This window comes from Vibrio celticus, assembly GCF_024347335.1.
GTDB lineage: Bacteria > Pseudomonadota > Gammaproteobacteria > Enterobacterales > Vibrionaceae > Vibrio > Vibrio celticus.
The window spans coordinates 1,411,714-1,434,892 of the sequence record NZ_AP025464.1 but is presented as its reverse complement, the minus strand read 5'-3'; the positions used below and the strand labels follow the sequence as shown (position 1 = coordinate 1,434,892).

Sequence of the window (23,179 nt, the reverse complement as noted above, 5' to 3'; positions counted from 1 at the left end):
TTGTTAAAAGGCTAAAATAGGAAACAAAACGTTTTTGCCTTTACGATAAACAATCCTAGATCGGCTAGTTAGCAGATTTATTACAGAGATGTATTTGATGGATGTGAAAGTATTTAGAACCTTTCTTGAGGTTGCAAGGGTGCGCCATTTTGGGCGTGCAGCTGAAAACTTGTATTTAACACAAGCGGCGGTGAGTGCGCGGATCAAACAGCTTGAAGGCTATTTTGATACTCAGCTCTTCATTCGTGACCGCAATAACATCAAACTCACATCTTCCGGTGAACGTTTGATTGGTTATGCCGAAGTGATGGTGTCCACCCTACAACAAGCCAAATTTGAGCTGTCGTTAGAGAGTGGTAAAGCCTTGCAGTTAACGCTGGGCGGCACGCCGAATATTTGGGATGCGTATCTGCAAAACTGTTTAAGTGTGGTAACCGACTCTTTTGGTGGTTACGGCTTTATGGCAGAGGTGATGGGGCGCGAGCAACTGAACCGTAATTTGTTAGAACGAACCTTAGATATGGCTTTCGCGTTCGATCAGATTAAAGCAGAAGAGCTGAACTGTAAAAAAGTCGCTGACTTGGTTTTGGTGTTGGTATCAACGCAGCAAGATGATCTGGAATCTGTATTCCAACATAAGTACGTGTATGTAGATTGGGGAACGCGTTTTGGTTCTGAACACGCAGAACGTCACCCTAAAGTGCCAGCACCTTATCTACGCACCTCTACAGCGCGTATTGCCCTCGATTTCATTTTAGAGAAAGGTGGTAGTGCGTATCTTCCGGTGTCTCTAGTCGAACCTTTTATCGATTCGGGTCAGCTGCATAAGGTGAAAGGGGTTGAAGACTGGTATCGCCCAATTTATCTGAGCTACCGTAAAAGCAGTACTTCGGTTGATGCAATCATGCAGGTTGAGAAGTTGGTTAATGAGATTGACCCATCGACGGCTTACACATTGCAGCAAGCCGCTGAACAAGCGCCTGAGTAACGGCATTTGCTATAACCAATATGCTTTGTTGTTTAGGTTAAATAAAAAATGGCTCCTAATTAGTTAGGAGCCATTTTTGTTTTAAACCAGAGATGTACTTCTTTTCGGAACTAGAGATCGTTTCTCATTCCAATAAAATCGTTTAAGCCTGGTATATCTAGCCCTATTTTAAGGCTCTATAGTGTTAACACACTTATAGGTTCATTAGATTCTCAATAGACTCTTCAAGAGAGTGTGACATGTACGAATGGATTTGACTGCCATCCGTTGCGTCAATCTCAATCATAGAAATCCCGTTGTCCGCTTTGTCTTCAAGAAAGCTTAGAGACTGCTCGACTGATTGACTGGTGAGAACCTGTTGGTTTGATAAAACAATACGACACGTGTGAAGAACCATAGCCTTTTCCTTTTTATATTTATATTCGATCGGTCTCTGCATCTTGGCGTGCTAAGTACCGATCGTTGACGTCGTGAGAAGATTGCCTTCTCTAGGTTAAATTTAGTCGAATTTAATAAAATTAAAACCCTTTTTTGTGATTTATCTGACCTTCGCTTCCGAAAGTGGCTAGCGACAATGGTGGTTCACGGTAAACTTTTAGGTATCGGATCAAACGCTATGGTAAATGGGAAGAGTACGGCATGTCGAAAAAGATCAATCACAACAGCACCTTAACCAGTGAACAGTGCCATTTGGCTCGATATGCGCGAGATGCTCGCTTTGATGGGATGTTTTTTACAGCGGTGAAAACGACAGGAATTTTTTGTCGCCCGATTTGCCCAGCAAGTCCGCCCAAAGAAGAAAACGTCGAATATTTTTCCCATCAAGCTCAAGCATTGAAAGCGGGGTATCGTCCTTGTTTACGTTGCCGACCAGACAGCGCGCCTTTTTCGCCAGCATGGAAGGGCGTCGAAACCACTTTCTTGCGTGCGATGCAGTTGATTGATAATGGCGCACTGAATTCAGGATCTATCGTCGACCTTGCAACGCGGCTAGGTATTTCAGATCGTTACTTACGAACCTTATTCGAAAATTACATCGGTGTGTCACCCAAGCAATATAGTCTGTACAGCCAACTGATGTTCGCCAAGCAGTTGCTGCACACCAGCAGCATGAGCATTACGGATGTCGGCTTTGCTAGTGGCTTCAATAGTACGCGCCGTTTTAATGATGCCTTTCAAAAAGAGCTGCAGCTTTCGCCAACCCAAATTAGGCGAGCCAAGCCAAGTGACACCCTGCGTAATGATATTCAGCTTGGTTTTCATGGACCCTTAGATTGGAATCACTTGTTGGGGTTTTATCGACGAAGAATGATTGAGGGCTTAGAAGATGTTGGCGAAGATTATTATCAGCGTTCGGTAAATGTGAACGGGTCAAAGGGTTGGTTCAAGGCGACTTTAGCCAAAGAGAACCGCTTGGATATTGAATTTGAGTTGGACGATATAAGCCAGTTAAGAAGCTTGATTGCGAATATCCGCCGTATGTTCGATCTTGATGTCGACATCGCCAAAGTCGAAGCTTTTTTTACGACTATCGATCCTAACTTGGTGGCTAAGAGTGGCATCCGTATTCCTGGCGTGTGGAGTGCTTGGGAAGCCGGAGTGAGAGCGATCCTCGGGCAGCAAGTCTCGGTAATCGCAGCGATTGGCCAGCTCAACTTATTGGTTAAAGAGCTTTCTGATGCATCCGAGAAAGCGTATTTCCCAACGCCTAAGCAGATAGCGGAGGCCGATGTTAGCTTTTTAAGAATGCCGGGAAGCCGCAAAGAGACCCTAAAGCGTTTTGCCGAATACATGGTCGACAATGAAACTGAGCATCCTTCTAAATGGATTGAGCTAAAAGGCATTGGGCCTTGGACAATTCAATACGCGCTGCTTCGCGGGTTAAGCGAGCCTAACCACTTGTTGGTTGGTGATTTGGTAGTGAAGAAGTTTATTGAGCATCGACCTGCCATTAATACAGAGAGTGTTTCACCTTGGGGGAGCTACGCCACGTTCCATTGCTGGAATCAGTCTTAATAGAAGCAACCCGCGAACATGAGCAATCCACAAACATTTGCAGTACCACGCTAGGAGATATTATGGCTAACCGTTTTACATATTATGAGAGCCCATTGGGAACCGTAACTTTACAGGCGAACAATGAGGGCTTGCTCGGCCTTTGGTTTGAAACATATACCACCAAGCCGGAACAGTTGGGTGTTCAAGAAGATAGCTTTCCGATCTTTGCATTGGCTATCGAGCAGCTTAATCGTTATTTCTCAGGCGAAGCTATCCAATTTTCTGTGCCGATCGCAGCCAAAGGCACTCCATTTCAGCAGTCGGTTTGGCAGGCGCTGACTACCATTCCTTATGGAGAGACTTGGAGCTATGCACAACTGGCTGATGCGATAGGTAATCCGAAAGCCGTTCGTGCTGTTGGCTTAGCGAATGGCAAAAATCCGGTTTCTGTGATTGTGCCGTGTCACCGTGTGATTGGCAAAAATGGCAAGCTGACGGGTTATGCAGGTGGCGTAGAACGCAAACAGCGCTTATTGGTGATAGAAGGAAGAGAGCAAGACTAGCAAGCGATTTGGCAATGAGCCTGTCGAGATGCTGGACGAGGATCACGTACTACTTATGATGAAGGCGAGTGGTTCTTAAAATGTGACTTTGCATTAAAATCAACGCTTTCTGGAAAGTATTGATTTGGTTGCATATTATTTGACTATGTTCTCTAGGCAAGGATGCCCAAATGAATGGATTCCCGTTACTTATATCTGGCTGCAGCTCTGCATTATTGCTGACAGGTTGTTTAACTGATACCAGCCGACCTTTCGAGGTTCCACAGCTTGCTCTGTTCAAAGGTATGTATGAGAACGCAGATAATGACAGTTATCTACTTTTTGAATCCGGGCAAGTGACTTATCAAACAACGGACAATTCCGTGACTCGAACCTATCGTATTGATGATGACTTGATCACCATTGAGTTCAATTCTGGAAGCAGCCGAACTGACTCTAGACTCGTGATGCGCATTCAACATCAGGGCGAGATGTTAACTTGCAACCAATGCCCAGCAATACAATTGAGTAACGTCTGGACACTTGTAGATGAGCCTCTGAAAGACAGTTCGAACTAGAAAAGATCTCCGAATTAGAAAAGCCCACCATTAAGCCATAGGTGAGCCGCGATGCTGACGGCATAGCCAATCATGATCACTGGCATCCATTTCAAGTGTCCAAAGAAGGTGTATTTTCCATGCGCCGCCCCCATTAACGCCACACCTGCCGCACTACCAATAGACAATAAGCTGCCGCCAACGCCTGCGGTTAAGGTGATCAGTAGCCAGTTACCCATCGACATTTGAGGTTCCATCGATAACACGGCAAACATCACCGGAATGTTATCGACAATAGCCGATAAGATCCCCACCATGACGTTGGCCCAAATTGGATCCCATTGGCTATACATCACGCCAGAGGCAAGCTCCAAGTATCCAAGCAGACTCAAGCCACCGACACACATTACCACGCCGTAGAAGAACAGCAACGTGTCCCATTCGGCATGCGACACTCTACGAAATACATCAAAGGGCACAACAGAACCGAGTCGCTTCAATGTCCCCTCATCATTGTTGGCGATCGCCACCGCTTTTTTCTTCGCGAGTGAGTTGGGTAAAGTCTTACGTAAGTAATAACCAAAGAACTGCAGGTAGGCGAGCCCCATCATCATCCCCATCACAGGAGGGAAGTGGAGTACGGCATGGAAAGCAACCGCAGTGCCGATGGTCATTATGAATAGGAACACGATGCGTCTTGCACCGCGTTTTAATTCAACGTGCTGATGAACCGTGTCAGGTTGAGTTGTGGGAACAAAGTAAGACATGATCAGGGCTGGGACGAGGTAATTCATCACTGAAGGGATAAACAAGGGAATGAATTCACTGAAGCTCACATAGCCAGCCTGCCATACCATTAGCGTTGTGATGTCACCGAATGGGCTGAATGCGCCGCCAGCGTTTGCGGCTATCACGATGTTCACGCACGCTAGGTTAACGAATTTAGGGTTAGATCCTGCAACTTTCAGAACCACGGCGCACATCAATAGAGCTGTAGTGAGGTTGTCGGCGATCGGTGAGATAAAGAAGGCCAGAATACCGGTTAGCCAGAACAGAGAGCGGAAATTAAAGCCTTTGCCCACCATCCACGCTTGCAGTGCATCAAACAGTCTTCTCTCTTCCATGGCGCTGATGTAGGTCATGGCGACGAGTAGGAAAAGTAACAGTTCAGCGTATTCCAATAAGTTGTGTTCGAGTGCTTGTTTGGCGACGTCAACGAGGTTGTGTTCTTGGTAGGTAAAACCAATAATTATCCAGATCAGGCCTGCCGCAAGTAACACAGGCTTGGATTTTCGGAGCTTTAGGTACTCTTCCATCATCACCACTATATAGGCAACAACGAAAATGGTCAGGGATAGGTAACCAGCAAATGAGCTGGTGAGCTTGAGTGGTTCTCCCAACTGAGAAGTGGCAGCACCTGCTACCGTAGAAAAGAGTAACAAAGAGAGAACAGCAGAAAGCTGGATACCTAACATGGATTACGCTCCGAAGTTAATAAGTTATTAACACGGGTAAAAGCGTAGACCTAAATAACCATGTGCAGTGTGATAGATATCTTAATAATTCAATAGATTATAATGAAAGGAATAGACTGTGATGTGAACGAAATACGGTCTTACATGCTCAAGATTACTGTCTTGTACACTTAAGTTAAAGACTAAAGACTAGGGCGTGTTGATCTTTCGTGAGTGTTTTTTGAACAGCATGGTAAAGAGTTATAATTTGCTTCGCCAAAAGTAAAACCATAACCAATACCATGCCAAGAACAATGCTAACTGATATTCGCTGGGAACTGCTACTCCAAGTTATGAAAAGTACAGGTCGTATTTACGATAAAACTGAACATCGAATGACATTTGAAGGAATACTTTATCGAATGAGAACAGGTATTCCTTGGCGAGATCTACCCTCTGAGTTCGGAGAGTGGAGTACCGTTTACAGACGATTTAATCTTTGGTCAAAGAAAGGGATTTTAGATAATCTTTTCAAAAGCTTATCTAACATGGCTGATTTTGAATGGGTATTTCTTGATGGCTCTATAGTTAGAGCACATCAGCATAGTACAGGTGCAGCTACTGAAAGTTCAGAGCAAATAGGAAAAAGTCGCGGGGGCAACTCAACCAAAATTCACTTAGCCGTAGATAGTGGTGGCCTGCCGATTTGCTTTGATTTATCAGAGGGACAACGCCACGATATAGTGCATGCCGAAAGCTTAGTTGAGCAACTCGATGAAGTTAATACCATCGTTTGTGATAAAGGATATGACAGCGAACCTTTCCGTATTTTTGTTAAGGAACGTGGCGGAGAAACGGTAATTGCTAAACGCAATTACGGACAAGATATAGACAAAGACAGTATGGATTGGTGTTTATACAAGTATCGTCACTTGGTCGAAAATGCCTTTGGGAGAATTAAGCATTATCGAGCTATTTCAAGTAGATATGACAAGCTAGAAAGGAATTATGCCAGCATGTTATCGCTGGCATTCATGTTAATGTGGCTACCGATGTATTGTTGAACGCGAAATGTACAGCAAAGATCAACACGCCCTAGTCAACATGGGTATTAGAATACGGATAATTGGACATAAAAAAAGAGAAAAGCCTAAGCCTTTCTCTTCCTGTTTTTCTACTTAGCAATCAAGATTGCTCAAATTAGATTTGCTCAACGAAACCCATTAGGTGCTTCTTCACTTCGTCTGAAGCAAAAGCGCTCTCTACAGAGTACTTGTAGATCTCTGCGTAGTCTTCTTGTGTTAGACCGAACGTTTCACATACACGCTTCACTTCGTTAGTCATGGTTGTGTTCGACACAGTACGGTTGTCTGTGTTGATCGTTACAACGATGCCGTCTTTCTTGAATTCAGCAATTGGGTGGTCGCTGAATTTGTGAATACATTTAGTTTGCACGTTACTTGTTGGGCAAGTTTCAAGCGCAACCTGCTTCTCTTTAACGATGTTGTATGCGTCTTCGTTACCTTGGATGTGAACACCGTGGCCGATACGTTCAGCATCTAGCAGAGTCACTGCATCGTAAACGTTCTGACCATGCCATTGCTCACCTGCGTGAACTGTCACACGGTAGCCTTTTTCGATCGCGTATTGCGTGTACTCAGGGAATTCAGCGCAGAAGCCCGGCTTTTCACCGCCAGCAATATCAAACGCAACCACACCTTTACCTAGGTATGGCTTACCTGCATCGATCACGTCTTTGATTGAATCTTTAGGGAACATACGAAGTACAGACATGATGTAGTTGCCCTTGATGTCGTATTTCTCTTCTGCACGCTTCATGCCTTTAACCGCACTTGCGATGATCGCATCAAGAGACAAGCCCTTGTTTACGTGAAGAATCGGTGCAAAACGAACTTCTAGGTATTTAACGTTCTCTAGTGCCGCGTCTTCGTAAAGCTCAAAAGAGATACGCTCAATAGCTTCTTCCGTTTGCATCACTTGCAGTGGCAGGCTAAAGCAAGCTAGGTACTCATCAAGGTTTTTGCAATCTTCAGGCACTGTTAGAGACTTTACTACCGCTTCACGGTCTTCTGGAAGTTCGATTCCGTACTGTTTCGCCAGATCAATAATGGTGTCTGGACGAACGCTTCCGTCTAGGTGGCAGTGCAGATCAATCTTAGGGAGTGCTAGAAAGTTCATGAGTATTCCTTAGGTTTATTATTTTTTGAGTTATTAACTCATAGGTTACATGGGCTTAAATTAACAAGTTTGTGATATGATTTAAAGTGACATAAAGTCATCATTAATCTGAATCTAAGGAATATCATGGTAGATGTTAAAAGCTTACTCAAATGTGATATGAATTTACTGCTGTGTTTACACGTGTTGCTTGAAGAGCGCAGCGTGAGCAAAACGGCAGAGCGATTATTCCTTAGTCAGTCTGCGGTGAGTAAGCAACTCACCAAGCTACGCTCTCTGTTTGATGACCCGCTGTTCGAACGTGAGTCAAAAGGCCTGTTTCCAACCCCGAAAGCCACCTCTTTAGCGCCTAAGATTCATCAGATCCTTCTGCAAGTTGAACAGCTAACCGTGCCGGACATTTTTGAGCCGAAAGACAGCGAGCGCACTTTTAATATCGATCTAGTCGAAACCGCTTATACCGCGATTTACCCTAAATTTATGCCTAACGCGCTAGCAGATGCGCCGAACATTACGGTAAACAGCACAACTTGGAGTAGCGAAACTTTTAAGCGCTTACTAAAGCGTGAGGTCGATTTCGGGATTGGAATTTTTGAGCTCGATGAAAGGGCGAGTACCCACATTCAAAACATTCCTGCTGAGCTGAACCATGTCGAGTTGCTGCAAGATTACTCTGTGTGTTTGATGCGTAATGATCACCCAGTACTTCAAGAAGAGTGGAACCTGCAAGCCTTCCTTAAATATCGTCATATTCAGTTAGTGACCGGTGGCGTTGGCGACTGGCTGCTACTGGAAATCTTGCAAGCCAAACAGCTCCAAATTAACAAAGCCGCCAACGTGTCGGACATCACCAGCGCAGTAAAGCTGTGCAAGCAAAGCGACTTGCTGATGTGTTATCCGTACAACTCGGTTCGTGACTATATTGAGAGTGGCGAACTGGTGATGAAGCCGATTCCCATTGAGTTGGTTCCTGGTGGTTTGTTTCTGCTTTGGCACCGTTACTTTGATTCTGAACCAAGCCACAAATGGCTTCGCGACCTCATTGTTAATAAGACTCAAGAACCTCAGCTGTAAACCGCGAGCTACGATGATCAAAACGGCGAAATAACTTTTTGAAATTTATTTCGTCTTTTTAGAATGAGCATCGTCTTACTACGGGTGCCAAATGCCCGACAAGAATGAGATATCTAAATGAATTCAATGCCATTGATTCCGCAACAAATAATAGAAGATGCTTGTGAGTGGGCGATCATGCACGGTGTCGCGTTTCGTCAGTCAGACAATACCGCGAGGCATTGCCCGTTTAGTCTTGCTCCAATGAGTATTGAGCGTGAGGTTTTTGAACACCTGTTGAAGGTGACGCCGCTGATCACCAAACTCATCAACAATGTCTCGGAAGACCATGACTTTTTACAGTCATCATTGATCGATATGGCGAAAGCCGACCCGTTCTTTGGCCGCCTGATGGAGTTGCACCAACAAGCACACGGTTTTGCGGGTGAACGCTTGAATCCAGCTCGTCAGCCATTGCTGTTGATGCGTACTGATTTCATGGACGATCGCCAACACGGTGCAAAAGTGATTGAGTTTAATGGCATTGCGGCAGGGATGGCGCCTTTTGGTCAACGCGCTACAGAATTCCACTCATTCATGCAAAACCAATGGCCAAACGTGTATAACCATTGGTTGGAAGATCCGTCAGTAACACCGGCTGAAAACCAAGGTTTAACCCAGTTGGCTTATGGTATCGCTAATGCAGCAAGGCAAGTGAGAGCGGATTTCAATGAACCAGGTAAACCGGTTTTCTTGATGGTGGTGCAGAAGAACGAAGACAACGTATATGACCAACATTTGCTTGAAGTTGAGCTGCAAAAACAGGGAGTTCGCACGGTTCGTCGTACCTTTGAACAATTGAGTTGTCAGCTTTCATCGGGTGATAATCAACGCCTGTTATTGAAAGATGTCGGCGCTGTCGATGTGGTGTACCTAAGAGCTGGCTACCAGTATTCAGATTACTGGGCTCCAGAACTCAACGAATCGGTTTGTTGCCATACGCTAAGTCAGACTCGCTTGTTTATGGAACAACACCATGTCGCAATGAACGCGACCATCAGCCAGCAATTAGCGACCAGTAAAACCATGCAAATGCTGCTAACCATGATGTCTGCAGCTGAATATGCCCGCTGGGGTTTAACGCTAGAAGAAGCCGAACTGGTCAAGAGTGTATTAGCTGACATGAAGCCAATCACCAGTGAATCGATTGAATGGTTTAACACACAAGCTGATAAGCAAGAGTGGGTGTTGAAAAACCAAGGTGAGGGCGGTGGCCATTGTGTTTTTGGTGACGGCATCAGCGAACAACTGAGCCAACTTAAGGCAGAGGAGTACGACGCGTGGGCATTGATGCAACGCTTGTACCCGCATGAACGTGACGTGCCGACTATTGCAGTGCGTGACACTCAACAAACGCTCGTGACAGACTTAGTCAGTGAAGTGGGTTTGTTCACCGCTTACTTCAAAGGTGAACCAGTAACAGAGCTAGACGGCTACGCGGGCTATTTAATCCGCAGCAAACCCGCTAGCGAAAATGAAGGTGGAATCCACAGTGGTAAAGGGATTTTGGATTCGTTGGTGTTGATTGATTAGTTGAATCTGCATTAAAAAACCAGAACTCATGTTCTAATGCCGATCAGTTAAAGCCAAAGTGATCGGTTGAACGATCCTTCAGAGCTGTCAAAATCCAAGTGTATTTAATGCACTTGGATTTTTTTATGGATGTTTCTCAAGCTCTAAACATAATTAATGATTGGAAACCTAGCAACGTTGAAACTTTGTCTGACTTGCTTCCAATTGACCTCATCGACGAAGCTTATTCTCTTACTGATACCGTCACGATGAGAAAGAGGAAATTAACTTTAGAATCCATGGTGTGGCTGCTTGTTGGAATGGCTATCTATAACAGTAAATCCATGAAAGATTTAGTGAACCAACTTGATATTGTCGACCGTACAGGTAAAGCTTTTGTCGCACCAAGTGCGTTAACTCAACGTCGAAAGACGTTGGGTGAAGACGCAATTAAAGCGGTCTTTGAGCGAATGACTACGTCATGGTTAAAAAGTGCAAAGTTACCCCAGTGGAATGGATTAACGCTTCTTGGCGTCGATGGCGTTGTTTGGCGAACGCCCGATAACCCGCAAAATGAAAAGGCATTTTCTCGACAAAAAGGGACGCAATATCCGCAAGTGAGAATGGTCTGCCAAATGGAACTAAGCAGTCACATTATTACGGCCAGTGCCTTTGATAATTACAATACAAACGAAATGATATTAGCTGAAAAACTGATAGAAACAACACCAAACCATAGCGTGACAATGTTCGATAAGGGTTCTATTCTTTAGGCTTATTACATAAATGGCAAGACTCTGGCTCAGAGCGTCATTGGCTTATCCCCCTCAAGAAAAATACACAATATGACATTGTTCAATCTTTAGGGCGAAATGACAAACTGGTTCAATTACACAGTAACCCAAGGGCTAGAAAGCTATGGCCTGATTTACCAAAGTCGATAACCGCTCGACTTGTCACTCGTAAAATTAAAGGAAAAGACTACCAAGTATTAACCTCCATGACGGACTCCCTGCGTTACCCATCAAAAGATATTGCAGGCCTTTATGAACATCGTTGGGAAATTGAGCTAGGCTACCGAGAGCAGAAACAATACATGCTTGGAAATCGTCTCACGCTGCGAAGTCGTTTACCAGAACTGGTAAAGCAGGAGTTATGGGGCATCTTGCTTACTTACAATTTAATCCGATACCAGATGGTCGAGCTCTGCTTCAATCTAAAGGGAAATTACCTTCCTTATCAACTCAGTTTTAACGGCACATTAGCTCATGTATCTGCGTTACTTGTAGGCTTACCTTACTCAACACCAGGCGCAATACCTCGTCAGCTAAAGGGGTTCCACAACATGGCTGAAAGCTTAATACTTGAAGGGCGAAGGGAAAGGACATTCCCTAGAACAGTTAAACCCAGACCACAACGGTATGCTAAGAACAAAAATGCCGTTCACTCTTAAGTGAACGGCATTAGAACTCATGTTCTGGTTTTTTTGTATCTGAGCTAAGTAAAACTTCAGAGTTTGGATAACAATAATCACGCTGCTAACTTGGTAAACGCCAACGGGGTTTGTCCGGTTTGCTGTTTGAAAAAGGCGATAAACGCACTGTTGGATGAGAACTCTAGCAGATGAGCCACATCACCGACTTGTCGGTTTTCTGAGAGCAGTTCAATCGCTTTAAACAAGCGCCATTGCTGACGCCATTCTTGATAAGTCATGCCTGTTTCGGCTTTGAATAATCGAGTAATCGTTTTGGTGCTTGCGCCAACCGAGTTCGCTAATGTCGAGAGGGCTGGGGCAAGAAAGGAAGCGGTTCGGACTTGTTTGCAAAAGCTTTTAAAGCGGCGATCTGTCGGTAGTGGCAAGATAAACGAGTGTTGGTTAGCACTGTAAAACTCTTCCCAGAATAGGTTGGCGGTATTGGTGGTTTGCTCGCGGGCAACGTCCCAATCCCAGAAAGCCATCTTATTGATTAGGGCTTTTAAAAGCTCATTCACTTCCACAATTTCAATCACTTCTGGGCAGGTGTAAATACTGCTATCAAAATAGAGCGACCGATAAGCAACCACATTAGTCATTTGCGCTCGGTGCTTGGTATAGGGCGGGATCCACACGGCTTTAGTCGGTGGCAAAATGCAAAGGGCGTTCTCTAAGGTCAAGGTGATGCAGCCTTGCGGAGCATACAGAAGTTGTCCTTTTACGTGGTTATGTATTCCTGAGTCATGCTGACCTAGTTCTGCCGCAATCCCTATTACGGGCGCAGGTAAGCTGTCTGCATCAAACTCAATGGTTTCGCTGATTAATGCCATTTGTCCCAATCTTGTTGTTTTTGGTTTTAATGTTGTTAACGAGCCAAGGTTAGTTTCCCCTAGACTCCTCGTCAAGTTCACTGGTCTTGGAAAAATGATGAAAACAAAACCTTCTTTATGGCAAATGGTGCTGCTGTTGATGTTCCCTCAAATCGCAGAAACCATCTATAGCCCGACTCTGGATTCAATATCGAAATCCTTTGATGTCAGCTACACACAAGCCGCTCAAACCCTATCGATTTACTTCTCTGCATTTGCGGTGGGTGTGGTGGTATGGGGCGTGTTAGCGGATAAATGGGGACGTCGTCCCACCATGTTATTGGGGATGGGATTATTCGCTTGTTCAGCACTCATTGCCATGCAAACCGACAGCTTTACGTGGCTGATGATAGCAAGAGCGATGGGCGCTTTCGGACTTGCAGTTGGCTCTGTCGTCACTCAAACCATGCTTCGAGATGTTTTTAGCGGAACAGAGCTAGCCAAGGTGTTTGGTTACATGGGGATGGGGCTGTCGATTAGTCCAATCATCGGGCTGCTTCTTGGCGGTCAACTAAGCCAAGCGGGCGGGCATCAATATGTGTTTATTGCCCTGTTTATTATGGTGTTAACGCTGTTGGCACATAGCCTATGGTCATTGCCTGAAACGCAACAATCTAAGCAGCCATTGCAGTTAAAGTCACTCAGTATTCACATGATCAAAGATAGCGATATATGGATGTCTGCGTTGCTGGTCGCGTCGTTCAATATTGCGCTGTTTTCTTATTATCAATTGGGTTCATTTGCCTTCATTCAACTTGGATTTGACGTCGAGCAGTTTGGCTACAGCGGCATTGTTCTTGGGTTCGGGACTCTGTTAGGAAGCTTGGTGAACAAGACATTGTTGAAGAGACAAGTGTCTTCAATGTCTCTGATTGGTATCGCAGCAGGGCTTCAAACATTAGGTGCGGTGGGTGTCTATTTTTCACAACACTCAATATGGTTTTTACTTCCGATGATGCTGGTGGTCATGGCATTTGGTATTGCGATTCCCAATGTGTTGAGTCGCGCATTAGTCAGCTACCAATCTCAAGCGGGAAGTGCAGGCGCACTGTTTGGTTTGATGTATTACACCTTGATCGGCTCAGGGCTCGCTTTAGCGGGAATGATTCAAGATTTAGGGGTGGTGTTGGTACTTTGCGGCGCTTTGTCTGTGTTGGTGACGATACGCAGCCGACTCTCTCTTAAACGCTAAGTCTCTCATCTGTATTGATAAATTCCGTGTCCTGTTTGGCGCGGAATTTATCATTTCTTGGTTTGTAAATTTGGATATTGACAGGGGTAGAGTGATCGTTCTACCCTGTAAGTAGAACAATCATTCTACCCTTTATCGGGTATTGAGAGAGCACTATGTTGAGAGAACAGATTGCAGCAAGCCTTGAAGTAGCGTTCAGCCAACAAGGTTTTGCTGAGCCGAGCGTTGCACAACTGAAAACCGCGTGCGATGTAAGCCTAAGAACCTTGTATAAACACTTCCCTTCAAAAGAAGCGATGATTGTTGGAGCATTGGAATACCGACACCAACGCTATCTCGATTTCTTACTGGAGGCGTCGCCAGAGGCTGGATTGGAATCTGTGACTCATATATTCAACAAGCTCCAACAATGGTTAGAAGAGTATGCGCCGCATGGGTGTATGTCGATGAATGCGATTGCTGCGTTCCCAGATAATGAACTTATCAACCAAGCGGTTACGCAGCATAAAGAACAAGTTCGTTTGCTTATAGGCAAGCAGAGCCTGCGAGATGATCTCGCGACACCACTGTTTTTACTTCATGAAGGCGTATCAAGCGCGTGGCCGGTATTAGGCGAAGAAGCGGTGGCATCAGCACAGAATATGGTTACAAAATTACTCGAGGAAACACGATGAAATTCGAACTACCAAAGACAATGAAAGGCGTAGAGATGTTGGGGCACGGCGGAGCAGAAATGCTTGGCTACCGCGAAGATATCGCTGTTCCTCAAATCGAGCCTAATGAAGTGCTGATCAAAGTGATGGCAGCAGGCGTTAACAATACCGATATCAACACACGAATCGGTTGGTACTCAAAAAGCGATGACTCAGACGATGCTAGTTGGTCGGGTGAAGCGTTGAAATTCCCTCGTATCCAAGGTGCTGACGTGTGCGGCTTCATCGTGGCAGTCGGCAATGAAGTCTCTGCTGACCGTATTGGTGAGCGTGTTCTTATCGAACCTTGTTTAACAGAAGTATACGGACGAGATCTGCCACAGCCATGGTATTTCGGTTCTGAGTGCGATGGTGGTTTCGCTGAATACACCAAAGTAGCAGCTAAGCATGCTTACGCGGTGAACAGCACCATGTCGGATGTTGAGTTAGCGTCTTTTCCATGCTCTTACTCGACGGCAGAGAATATGCTGACTCGCTCGAATGTGGCTGAGGGTGATCGCGTGCTTATCTCTGGTGCATCGGGTGGTGTGGGTTCTGCGGCTATTCAGCTAGCAAAAGCTCGCGGCGCCTATGTTATTGGCATCACTAGCCCAAGCAAGAACCAACAGTTACTTGAACTTGGCGCTGATGAAGTAATTGCTCGTGATGCTAATTTGGTTAAAGCGCTAGGTGAAAGCAGCGTTAATGTCGTTATCGACTTAGTCGCCGGTGATAAGTGGCCTGAATTCCTTGAAGTGCTGAAACCACATGGTCGTTATGCCGTATCTGGCGCAATTGGTGGCGCTATGGTTGAGCTTGATGTTCGCACTTTGTATCTCAAGGATCTCAGCTTTTTTGGTTGCACGGTTTTAGAGCCTCAGGTATTCCAGAATCTAGTAGACCGTATTGAGAAGCAGCAGATTGGCGCCATCGTTGCAGAGTCTTATCCGCTAGCCGATATCCATAAAGCACAAGATGAGTTCCTGAAGAAAAAACACGTCGGTAAGATCGTGTTGGAAGTCGCTCAGAGCTAACTCTTGGCAGTCACACGTCTAATCTATGTAAGAGCGAACAAGCGTTATGTGTTCGCTTTTTTTGTTTCTAGTGAATGCTGGTAGGCACTGTCTCGCAGCCGTTGAGTAACAGATCCTATACAGCTAAAAAATTAATGATTCATTTGCCATTGTGTGGTTTATGAATTAACTGTGCGATAATCACCGCCGTTATATATCCCGATCTATGTTGTATTCATCTAGGAGCCGTATTGATGTTTAAAAGGGTATTGCAGGCACTATTTTCCCCTTTCGTTGCTAATCAAAGTAAGCAAAGTCATTCTTCAAAAAGTGTCTCTCAACAAGCTACATCCCAACAAACGACCTCTGAGCAGAAAAACGTTAAAGCGGAGCAAGTCACTCCCCGCACTTCAATCTTTGTTCCGCCTTCGTCCGCTCAGCCATCATCACTCATTGTCGATATAACGATAAGCCTTCACGATGGTGAGTTTCTTGATTATCTGTTTGGAGAATCACGCTTGAGAACAGAGTCAGATCCGTTTAGCGACTTTGTGGCTTGCCAAATCGAACGCTTGATTCGCTCTCCGAAAGCCTTGCTTAATGAACTGCCAGTGATGCCAGCCTCTGTGACCACGTTAATGGCAGAATTACAGAGCGATGAGTTTGATGTCGATGCACTGTTAAGAGTGATAGAGCGTGAGCCGAGTATGGCTGCCGATGTAATTAAACTGGCTAACAGTACTTTCTATAAGCGTGGTGAAAAGCAGGTTACTGACCTAAAAACAGCATTCCTCAATATGGGCTCTCAGGGGCTTGTTGAAGGGGTGGTGAATAGCTACATGAAGAACTTCACACCGGGGAACAATATTTACTGGCGTTACTTCGGTGAGAAAATTTGGAATCACAGTGTTCAAACCGCGTCGTTTTCTAAGGAGTTGATGAAAGACTCTTCATCTCAAGAAGATCAAGCGGCGGCGTACTTTGTTGGGTTGATTCGAAACTTAGGCAAGATGATCATTTTCCAGATGATGGTAGAAGCCTTCAAGCATGTTGATCCTTCTGTTCCGCCTAACTCGCTAGCATTGAAGCGCCTGATGAACAGCTACTCTATTCGTCTGACTTACACCATTGCCAAGTTCTGGGAGCTGCCAGAGCCTGTGTTGACCGCAATTGGTTACCAAGAGTCGAGCCGATACGAATGCACACCACTTGGTCAGGCTGTGTTTGAAGCAAACTATTTGAGTGAGCTGTGCTATTTACTGGAACAACAAACGATTGAAGTCGAGCAGTTTAAGTGCAGATGCAAAGAAACACTAACGTCGCCTACGGCATACAAAGTGGCTAATCGTATCTATAAAGAGTCTGAATTAGCGCTGGTAGGATAATAACGGCTGGCGTTAGCTAGGTTGATTCTGTAGTCGTCATAAAGCGGTATTTTCTAAATGGTCTTACGAAGCAGTAAGACCATTTTTGTTTCAATTATCGATTAAGGGATCTGAGCCAGTTCTTGCTTCAATTCATCGATTTTACGCAGTTCTTTTTCGATCTTACCTTCATACTTTCGAATTTTATCCGCTCTTTCATCTCTTTTTGCTTCTTCTAAGTCGGCTTGGTATTCAGCCAAATCTTGTTCATTTGATTCGATTTTCTCACGGAGATCATCCTTCAAACCTTCATTGGTGCAGTTCTCTTTCGCGGCTTTCAACGCTTTTGTTAATCGCTCTACTTTGTACTGATTGTCGTACGGTTCCGCTTTCTTTATCTGATATTCGATCTCACAGAACTTTTTTTCACATCCTACAAGTGCATCGCATTGGGTGCTCGCCATGCTGTTAAAAGAGAATGCGCAAAGAAACAGTAATGAGCCTGTTAGGTGTCGAGTCATGGTTTACCTTCTTATTGGGTCTATTTAGTTTGTGCTTATACTTGTTGAGTCTCACTTCGAGAGTACATTAGCATCCCATTTCTTTGCTATTGGCAGGGGAGTGTTAAAGATAAGTCTCTGTGCCTAATGACTTATTTTGAACATGGCTAGATTTACAAATGGCTAATCCATAGCTTGTCGAGCTCGCACCAACCGAAACCATTCACTTGCGCGCCGTGTATCTTTTCAGAAACCTCTAAGTTGAACGCCTCTTGCTTGAGCTCAACCACACCCCCAGAGTCATTCAACCAATGCTTGAGTTCCAACAGTGTATTCATCGCCAACTTAAAGTTTGGCTGGTTTCTTATTGAGGCTAAGCCTTGTTCGATTTTCTCTAGCATCTCAGCAGGCAGCGCTAAGTCCTCAAACGGGAAGCGACTGAAGAAGCTTAACCACGAAGTGAAGGTGTCGTTCTCATCAATAATGCTGCACAACGCGACGTCTTTGGTAGTTAGGAAGTTAGTTAGGTAGTGCCCATATTCCACGCTGGTTTTGTAGTCGCCAGACACTGACAACTGCTCGAAAAGGGTTTGGCATTCAGAGGTGTCTTCAACGGTGAACTCACGAACGGTTTTCGACAACATCGGGTTTTGAATCTTAAAGAAGGTTGAGCCGAAATCCGGTTGGGAAGCATGGCCATCCCCACGCACGGTGGTCGTCTTCTCGGGCAGTTTCACGCACACCTGATTTTGAGCGCAGGCTTTGCTCTGTGCCCATTCCGGATAGACCCACAACTCGACTCGATTGAGAATCGGCGTGCTGTGTGAATAGGCGCTATTGCGGCTCAATCTCAACATCTTGTTCGAGAAGATGTCTAATGAGAACGCGCCAGATCCAATCAGCCTATCAGTCGGTGATGAGTGATCAAATACGGAAGCTTCAGCTCTGGCAAGTAGGCGCGGTAAATGCCAATCCGGTTGATTCAACTTTACGACAACCACATTGCCTGCCGCGATAGATACCTCATCAATATGCTGATAACAACGACGCCATATTTTGCTTTGGCAGAGCGAGTTAAGGTTGCGCGCTATGTCTTGAGGTTCGAGTGTTCTTCCGTTATGAAACTGAACACCATTGCGAATTTGAAAGTGCCACTGTGTCGCATCTAGATTAGGCTGCCAATGATAAGCCAGATCGCCGCTGAGTTTGCCGTGCTTAACGGAGGTTAGGCGTTGGCAAACTTGCATCACTAAGAAACGTTCGGTGCGTCTAAGTACTCGTTGAGGGTGAAGAGCCTCGAGTTCTCGGTGAAACGGGATATACGCGATATTCTGCGCCGACGGATTGGTGCTGCTTAGAAAGGCTTGTAACTCAGCGCCAGCATTGCGGCCGTTGAAGCTTAAGGTGCTAAACACCTGTTCTATGTTGCCTGCGTCAGCTTGGGTTTGTGCGTATCGGTAACACGCCTCAATGGGCTCAACCAGACACGTGAGTTCTGCCTTCTTGCTGCGGCCTGAGCTAGCTTGCCACTCAATCCAGCCTTGTGCTGTCATCGCTTTGAGTAAGGTCTGAACGTGACGTTCACTCACGTGCAGCAGTGTGGCCAGTTGGTTGACCTGACAATGTGATACTCCAGGCCCAAAAGCCTGAAATATCTTTTCATACAGTTCAAGCTTGCGCTTAAGGTTGCCCAATTTTCTTTTCCTAGCGACGAGGTTGAGTTAAGTTTGGATAGCCAGAGTCAATGAGTGCTTTTTCCATCGTATCGAGAACTCGAGAGGTTATCTCTGAGCTTAGGATATCCGATTCAGTTTTGCCCTGAAGGACTAACTCTGAAAAATGGTCGATTTCAAACTCGAACCCATTCCCTGTCACTGGGTAGTTGATGGTCGACTTTTTGCCTTGATGTTCAATCTCAATAAAGGCCGGATTCCACCATTTTTCGTGAATGGTGATCTTAGTATCAGGCCCACTCAAGTGTGCTGATCGGGGAAGGTTTTGCACCGTTGATGCCGATATCTTACCGCTTATATCACCAGAGAATGTAAAGCATGCATTGGTATCAACATTCGCTCCCTCATAAAGACACGACATCTCTACCTGAGGTTTTGAAGGGGTCACACCCAGTGTTCTGCACAGATCGTAAAAGAACCAAAGCCCATAGACCCCAACATCAAGCGTTGCTCCGCCTGACAAATCCGGATTGAAGATAAACAAATCGGGCTCATAGTCATGATGGTTACCAAAGCTGGCTTCAATTGAGTCTATCTGAATGTTGTTGTCGACCAAGAATGACTGGAGCTCACGATACGCGGGAAACACCACGGTTTTCATCGCTTCTAACAGCATCACGCCATTTTGATTTGCAAGGGCTTTCATCTCAAGCCAATCACCAAGATTGGTGAAAGCTGGCTTCTCGACCAATACGTGCTTATTGCTCTTTAGAAACAACTCGGCGAGTGGCTGGTGGTATGGGTGAACCGTAGCGATGTAAACTGCTTCAACACTTGGGTCATTCGCCATCTCTTCATAAGAACCATAAGCCTTGTCGCAACCAAACTTGTTGGCGAATGTGGCTGCGCGTGTATGGTCTCTCGCGGCAACCGCATAAAGCTCACCATGCAGACAGTGTTCTGTGACTGCCGTTGCGAATCGATTGGCGATATTACCTAGCCCTGCGATGCCCCATTTAATTTTGCGTTGCGTGTCGCTCATCTGTTGCTCCAAATCGTTGTTTTGTATCAGTGTACTCAGAGACGTCACATACAAATAGAGAACAGATTTCTCAACCTGTTCTCTATTTATTTTATTCTAGTTGAAGCTCAGGATTAGCTCTGTATGGAGCGTTTCCAATCGGCTAGGGCTTGAATGTGTTTTGGTCCGATGCCACAACAGCCACCGACGATATTCGCGCCCAATGCGTGCCAACGTTTAGCGTAAGTTAAGTAACCTTGACCATCCAGCTCACGCATCTCCTGAAACATATCATTCGCTTCATGTTCGTTGCTGATAGGCGCAAAATTGTTGGCGTAGACACCAATTTCTAAATCACGGCCTAGCTCATCGATCACTTTCTTAGCATCGATAATGGCTTGATCCATCACTTCAGGCACTGAGCAGTTAAACATAATGCCTGTTGCGTTTGATTGGCAGGCAAGTTTGATGGCGTCTGTTACGCTCTCGCCAGAACGAATGTTGGCAAAATCGCCCTTGTTGTCTTCCAAGCTAAAGGCGTAATAACACGGTTTGCTTGATTGCTTGAGTACCGCATGAATGGATTCGAATTCTTGCAGGCTACAGATGGTTTCTGCTATCCAAAGGTCGATGTTTGGATCTTGTGCATCGTAAAGCGTTTGGATGATCGGCGCTGCTTCTTCGACCTTAAACAAGTCTGGTCGGTAGCTGCCAAATGGCGGTGGAATCGCGCCCGCGACTTTCACTGTGTGGGTAGCATTGTCAGCCACTGCGTTAGCCAGTTCGCCAGACAGTGCGGCTAGTTCAAAACCTCGTTGATCGAACAGCTCTTCACCCAAGTGAAAAGGCACACATGCGTAGCTATTGGTGATCAGGATTTCAGCACCTGCATCGACAAAGTTTTGATGCGCTTGGCTGACAAAATCGGGTGCTTCAATCAGCGCTTGAGCACTCCAAAGCGGTTGAGAAAATGGCGCGCCAATTTCTTTGAGTTCTCGGCCCATGCCGCCATCAAGTATGGTTAGTGTTTTCATATTCAATACTATCTAAACAATTGCTGAAGTTCTGCCGCCACCATATCAGACAACCTTGTCAGACAGAAGCCATCAAGCCCCTGAGTTATCGAGAAAAGGTGTCGGACTGTTTTGGAGATAGCCACGGCATAATTTAGATTACCCTTTCCCAATAATGTGTACCACCACACGCATCAATATCTATACGCATGAGTGGCATATTTGCTATTGTAGTCAGCAGTTTAGAGCGAGTTACCGGCTTATGAAGTATTATCTTACCATTTTGGTCTACGGCATGAAGACTGAAGTGGTTTTTAGCTAGGTTGATACCGCAGAAATAAGAATAATCAGACATGGTGCCTCCGATGCATTTAAGTACCACATAAGTGTGGCAGATCCTCGGGAGGGGGAATCCATGGAATTCGTTAGCGCACTTAGAGTCTGGTGAAAGGAGTAACAATGGCAAATATAGGTACGGTTGACTTCTATCTTGGAGTGCCAAGTTTACCTCGTGAAGAATTTGAAATTTACTCGACTCAGCTTTTCGATGAGTGGGAGGCTTATATCGGAGAGCATTTACAATTGAGTGATTTCTCACTTGTGCTCGAGGTGGAAGAAGGGTCAATTAAAGCCAAGGGAAAAATATTTGCTACGATCGGTGTTCTCTATTTTGGTATTGGTCAATATGGTTCATTTGTTTCTGGTCTATACATAATCAAGTTAGGGCTGTTGGTGCGTATTTGGGAGAAAGAGCTAGTTCACCCTTCGACCTAAGTTTAGCCAAACCTAAAATACGAAATCGTGGGGAATCTCTAGCACGGTTAGAAAACCTCTTTGTCAAAGTCCAAAGAGGTGAAATGACCGTTGAAATAGCAATGCAGGAAACCGAAGCCATATTCGGTGCCGAGGTTGAGGAATCTCCTGAGTTCATGTCTGATCTAAAGAAATCATTGGAACGAGTCCCAGTAATTCCCAAACAAATGGAATTGAATCTAGTGGATTCGGATGGCGAAGAGCTTACAATTGAAGATTCGAAGCCTAAAAAGCCGAGAAATCCTCAACCTAAGCGTCCAGCTCCTGTAACAGATCAATTTAGAGTTGAAGTTTGGCGTGAGACTAAAAAAGTAAGCGAAATATTAAAGTCACGAGTCTATAAAAATGCAAAAAAAAACGATTGTTGCGCCAATAACTAAATTTTGGCGCTGTTTCCATCCCACATAGTCCCATATGTCATCAACCATTTCAGAGCGTTAAATGGTCGGTCACCACAATCTGTAGAGGAAAAGTGCATTGAAGTTAACGAATAAACTCGTACGTTATCCGCACATTGATGTTGATCGCGCATTTGAAAAAGAAGATGAGCTATTGCAGCAAATACAGGCCGGTGAAATTGCGCAAGCCTTAATGCTTTGGCAAGCAAAAACGCCAACACTCGTTTTGCCCGCAGGTAAAAAGTGGCCAGTGACGTTTGAGTCTAGAAAGCAACTTGCGGCACAAGGCTGGCAACTCACCTCGCGAAAAACAGGCGGCGCTCCCGTTCCTCAACTACCGGGGATCATTAACCTATCGCACATTTATCATTGGCCTCGTGATGAAGCCTACAACATCCAAAAAGCGTATCGACATTTATGTGATGTATTAACCCTGTTTTTTAAAGAACTGGGTATTGATGTGGATGTACACGCAACCCCCGGTTCTTATTGTGATGGTGACTACAACCTCAATATCAATAAACAAAAAATAGTGGGTACTGCGCAGCGTGTATTGCTTAAACAAGGGGGCGGCCAAATTGTACTTTCGCAAGCTTGTATCTTGTTAGATGCCGACTTAGAGAACATCGTTGCGCCTGTGAATTTTTATAATCAAATTTGCGATAACCCGACCGTGGTGGATGCGCAGGTTCATACACTGTTGTCCGCGCATTTGACGAGCCTCCCCAACGTAGACTCACTCTTTCAGCGGTTAAGCCAAGCTTTCATCAAGTATGCGTAATGTCTTCCTTTCG

Annotated in this window: 22 protein-coding genes and 2 pseudogenes; 15 read left to right on the top strand and 9 right to left on the bottom strand. The window is 45.2% G+C overall.

From position 1 onward, the window contains the following. Positions 1 to 97: 97 nt before the first annotated feature. A complete protein-coding gene (locus OCV19_RS22315) occupies positions 98 to 988 on the top strand; it encodes a LysR family transcriptional regulator (protein ID WP_029405267.1) in 891 nt (296 codons plus the stop codon). Between the two features lie 193 nt (positions 989 to 1,181). Here the strand turns inward: OCV19_RS22315 and OCV19_RS22310 are convergent, their stop codons facing one another. Next, positions 1,182 to 1,385 carry a hypothetical protein gene (locus OCV19_RS22310; RefSeq protein WP_048610044.1) on the bottom strand — a complete coding sequence of 68 codons (204 nt, stop codon included), beginning with the start codon at positions 1,383 to 1,385 and terminating at the stop codon, positions 1,182 to 1,184. Positions 1,386 to 1,627: 242 nt separating this feature from the next. Here OCV19_RS22310 and OCV19_RS22305 point away from each other — a divergent pair, with 242 nt between their 5' ends. From OCV19_RS22305 to OCV19_RS22295, 3 genes are all read left to right on the top strand, one after another. After that, positions 1,628 to 3,004, top strand: coding sequence for an AlkA N-terminal domain-containing protein (locus OCV19_RS22305; RefSeq protein WP_065676245.1), 1,377 nt, complete (start codon positions 1,628 to 1,630; stop codon positions 3,002 to 3,004). Between the two features lie 62 nt (positions 3,005 to 3,066). Then, complete coding sequence (locus OCV19_RS22300) at positions 3,067 to 3,549, top strand: methylated-DNA--[protein]-cysteine S-methyltransferase (RefSeq protein WP_065676244.1); 483 nt, start codon at positions 3,067 to 3,069, stop codon at positions 3,547 to 3,549. Positions 3,550 to 3,719: 170 nt separating this feature from the next. Further along, positions 3,720 to 4,106 carry a hypothetical protein gene (locus tag OCV19_RS22295; protein WP_065676243.1) on the top strand — a complete coding sequence of 129 codons (387 nt, stop codon included), beginning with the start codon at positions 3,720 to 3,722 and terminating at the stop codon, positions 4,104 to 4,106. A gap of 14 nt (positions 4,107 to 4,120) precedes the next feature. On the opposite strand, the gene nhaD is transcribed toward OCV19_RS22295, so the two are convergent. Further along, entirely contained in the window at positions 4,121 to 5,560 is a 1,440-nt protein-coding gene (gene nhaD, locus OCV19_RS22290) for a sodium:proton antiporter NhaD (protein WP_065676242.1), read from the bottom strand. Positions 5,561 to 5,841: 281 nt separating this feature from the next. On the opposite strand from nhaD, the gene OCV19_RS22285 reads away from it, so the two are divergent. Beyond that, on the top strand, positions 5,842 to 6,603 hold the full coding sequence (locus OCV19_RS22285) for an IS5 family transposase (RefSeq protein WP_086738309.1): 762 nt from the start codon (positions 5,842 to 5,844) through the stop codon (positions 6,601 to 6,603). A 136-nt stretch (positions 6,604 to 6,739) separates the two neighbouring features. Here OCV19_RS22285 and add read toward each other — a convergent pair whose 3' ends face one another. Beyond that, positions 6,740 to 7,738 (bottom strand): adenosine deaminase, encoded by a 999-nt coding sequence (gene add / locus OCV19_RS22280; RefSeq protein WP_065677455.1) that lies wholly within the window; start codon positions 7,736 to 7,738, stop codon positions 6,740 to 6,742. 126 nt (positions 7,739 to 7,864) lie between these two features. On the opposite strand from add, the gene OCV19_RS22275 reads away from it, so the two are divergent. The 3 genes and pseudogenes from OCV19_RS22275 (at position 7,865) to OCV19_RS22265 (ending at position 11,816) form a co-directional block, all read left to right on the top strand. Further along, complete coding sequence (locus tag OCV19_RS22275) at positions 7,865 to 8,812, top strand: LysR family transcriptional regulator (RefSeq protein WP_017061092.1); 948 nt, start codon at positions 7,865 to 7,867, stop codon at positions 8,810 to 8,812. A 117-nt stretch (positions 8,813 to 8,929) separates the two neighbouring features. After that, complete coding sequence (locus OCV19_RS22270) at positions 8,930 to 10,384, top strand: glutathione synthase (RefSeq protein WP_065677454.1); 1,455 nt, start codon at positions 8,930 to 8,932, stop codon at positions 10,382 to 10,384. Between the two features lie 125 nt (positions 10,385 to 10,509). Continuing rightward, a pseudogene (locus OCV19_RS22265) lies at positions 10,510 to 11,816 on the top strand (IS4 family transposase). Between the two features lie 77 nt (positions 11,817 to 11,893). Here the strand turns inward: OCV19_RS22265 and OCV19_RS22260 are convergent. Beyond that, a complete protein-coding gene (locus tag OCV19_RS22260) occupies positions 11,894 to 12,667 on the bottom strand; it encodes an AraC family transcriptional regulator (RefSeq protein WP_065675936.1) in 774 nt (257 codons plus the stop codon). Between the two features lie 97 nt (positions 12,668 to 12,764). On the opposite strand from OCV19_RS22260, the gene OCV19_RS22255 reads away from it, so the two are divergent. From OCV19_RS22255 to OCV19_RS22240, 4 genes are all read left to right on the top strand, one after another. Beyond that, entirely contained in the window at positions 12,765 to 13,898 is a 1,134-nt protein-coding gene (locus OCV19_RS22255; protein ID WP_065675935.1) for a multidrug effflux MFS transporter, read from the top strand. Between the two features lie 155 nt (positions 13,899 to 14,053). After that, positions 14,054 to 14,572, top strand: coding sequence for a TetR/AcrR family transcriptional regulator (locus tag OCV19_RS22250; RefSeq protein WP_065675934.1), 519 nt, complete (start codon positions 14,054 to 14,056; stop codon positions 14,570 to 14,572). Further along, positions 14,569 to 15,624 (top strand): alcohol dehydrogenase family protein, encoded by a 1,056-nt coding sequence (locus tag OCV19_RS22245; protein WP_065675933.1) that lies wholly within the window; start codon positions 14,569 to 14,571, stop codon positions 15,622 to 15,624. Before OCV19_RS22250 ends, OCV19_RS22245 begins: the two co-directional genes overlap by 4 nt. A 233-nt stretch (positions 15,625 to 15,857) precedes the next feature. Further along, complete coding sequence (locus tag OCV19_RS22240; RefSeq protein WP_065675932.1) at positions 15,858 to 16,988, top strand: HDOD domain-containing protein; 1,131 nt, start codon at positions 15,858 to 15,860, stop codon at positions 16,986 to 16,988. Between the two features lie 101 nt (positions 16,989 to 17,089). Here OCV19_RS22240 and OCV19_RS22235 read toward each other — a convergent pair whose 3' ends face one another. From OCV19_RS22235 to OCV19_RS22215, 5 genes and pseudogenes are all read right to left on the bottom strand, one after another. Then, the gene (locus tag OCV19_RS22235) at positions 17,090 to 17,488 is read right to left on the bottom strand and encodes a DUF1090 domain-containing protein (protein ID WP_065675931.1); all 399 of its coding nucleotides are present in this window, start codon (positions 17,486 to 17,488) and stop codon (positions 17,090 to 17,092) included. Between the two features lie 152 nt (positions 17,489 to 17,640). After that, a complete protein-coding gene (locus OCV19_RS22230; RefSeq protein WP_065675930.1) occupies positions 17,641 to 19,161 on the bottom strand; it encodes an SgrR family transcriptional regulator in 1,521 nt (506 codons plus the stop codon). A 10-nt stretch (positions 19,162 to 19,171) separates the two neighbouring features. Further along, positions 19,172 to 20,182, bottom strand: coding sequence for a Gfo/Idh/MocA family protein (locus tag OCV19_RS22225; RefSeq protein WP_065675929.1), 1,011 nt, complete (start codon positions 20,180 to 20,182; stop codon positions 19,172 to 19,174). Between the two features lie 113 nt (positions 20,183 to 20,295). Further along, on the bottom strand, positions 20,296 to 21,195 hold the full coding sequence (locus tag OCV19_RS22220; RefSeq protein WP_065675928.1) for a homocysteine S-methyltransferase family protein: 900 nt from the start codon (positions 21,193 to 21,195) through the stop codon (positions 20,296 to 20,298). Between the two features lie 136 nt (positions 21,196 to 21,331). Continuing rightward, positions 21,332 to 21,529: pseudogene (locus tag OCV19_RS22215) on the bottom strand (IS110 family transposase); the annotation flags it as partial. 104 nt (positions 21,530 to 21,633) lie between these two features. Between OCV19_RS22215 and OCV19_RS22210 the strand changes: the two are divergent. The 3 genes from OCV19_RS22210 (at position 21,634) to OCV19_RS22200 (ending at position 23,166) form a co-directional block, all read left to right on the top strand. Next, positions 21,634 to 21,948: a hypothetical protein gene (locus tag OCV19_RS22210; RefSeq protein ID WP_240508204.1), complete on the top strand. Its 315-nt coding sequence runs from the start codon at positions 21,634 to 21,636 to the stop codon at positions 21,946 to 21,948. Positions 21,949 to 22,031: 83 nt separating this feature from the next. Continuing rightward, the gene (locus tag OCV19_RS22205) at positions 22,032 to 22,367 is read left to right on the top strand and encodes a hypothetical protein (protein WP_240508205.1); all 336 of its coding nucleotides are present in this window, start codon (positions 22,032 to 22,034) and stop codon (positions 22,365 to 22,367) included. A 97-nt stretch (positions 22,368 to 22,464) separates the two neighbouring features. Continuing rightward, positions 22,465 to 23,166, top strand: coding sequence for a lipoate--protein ligase family protein (locus OCV19_RS22200; protein WP_065675926.1), 702 nt, complete (start codon positions 22,465 to 22,467; stop codon positions 23,164 to 23,166). Positions 23,167 to 23,179 lie beyond the last annotated feature (13 nt).